Below are 1177 nucleotides of genomic sequence, written 5' to 3'. Positions count from 1 at the left end.
GTTCGAAGGCAAGTCTGAAAGTGGTGGCGACGTAGGGATGGGCGTTAACTTGGGTAAACCAACTCAGACGGCCTATGGGTCACAATTTATTGGTATAAAGGACGGTAAGGAGATTCGCTCCTCGAAATATTGCGATCCTATTATCTAAAATCGGGCGTGTAAGCCCGTCACAGGAGAGGCGATGTCAAAATCCTATGTGATTGGGATTGCAGCTGCAATTTTCGCTACGTTCAGCTGGGCGCTTAATTTTCTGTCTCCTTACATGATGGGAGATTTTGGACCGGTTGATTTTATTACATTGAGATTCATCATCTCTGGCTGCATTGGTCTTGTTGTTATTCGTGTTTATTGGCCTGGCGATCCAGTTTTAAGCTGGCGTTCAACTATGATGGCCGGGCTGCTTGGCGTCCTAGGATATGCTCTTTACATAGGATGCATTATGGGAAGTGTACTTCACGGTGGGGCTATAATCGCACCCGCATTTTTGAGCGCTACGCCGGTTATAGTTGCCATCACAGGCAATTTGATCAACCGAACAGTTTCCTGGAGCAGCTTCTGTGCACCCATAATTCTGGCAGTTTTTGGTTTGGTTGCAACGAATTATGGAATTTTGGTCAGCGTTTTAGATGGAGGCGCGCCCTCGTACCTTGTGGCAGTAGGTTATGCGTTAGGCGCAGTATTGGCTTGGTTAATGTTCAGCATATTAAACCAAAAGATATTGGCAAAAATTCCCCAAGTACATTCAGGTCTTTGGACTGGACTAATGATGAGTGGAGCAGGTGTCAGCGTCCTGCTTTTCTTACCTTTCGGGCTTGTGTTTGGGGTATATAGCTACCCGCACATTGACCTACGTTTGGACAATACTCTACCGGTTTTCGCCGCAGCATCAGCGCTGGCATGTTTTGCCTCCGTTGGAGGGGCATGGGCTTGGAACATTGCAAGCCAGCGGTTACCCATGGCCCTGTCTGGGCAGCTCATTTCTGTAGAAACGATCTTCGCCGCTGCGTTCGGCCTTATCGCCGAAAACCGTCTACCTACCGGTCTTGAGATGCTGGGAGTAATAGCCCTGTTAACAGGTGCCACAATCGCAATAAAGGTCATGACGCCAAGTTACCGCGCAGGTTCGAGTGTACAGGCGTGATTTGCTCTGAAAGCCCATCGGAGAAAGTTCTTTGGT

The 1177-nt window shown here is 48.4% G+C and carries 1 protein-coding gene; it reads left to right on the top strand.

All coding sequences use genetic code 11. From position 1 onward, the window contains the following. Positions 1 to 181: 181 nt before the first annotated feature. The gene (locus tag KMS84_RS43555; RefSeq protein WP_019819605.1) at positions 182 to 1141 is read left to right on the top strand and encodes a DMT family transporter; all 960 of its coding nucleotides are present in this window, start codon (positions 182 to 184) and stop codon (positions 1139 to 1141) included. Positions 1142 to 1177: the final 36 nt, after the last annotated feature.

Source organism: Streptomyces hilarionis, assembly GCF_024539675.1.
GTDB classification, from domain to species: domain Bacteria; phylum Actinomycetota; class Actinomycetes; order Streptomycetales; family Streptomycetaceae; genus Streptomyces; species Streptomyces hilarionis.
This window is presented reverse-complemented; position numbering and strand designations above follow the sequence as displayed.

Excerpts from the sequence above, each read along its gene's own strand:
- KMS84_RS43555 (WP_019819605.1), top strand. The coding sequence starts at position 182 with ATGTCAAAATCCTATGTGATTGGGATTGCAGCTGCAATTTTCGCTACG.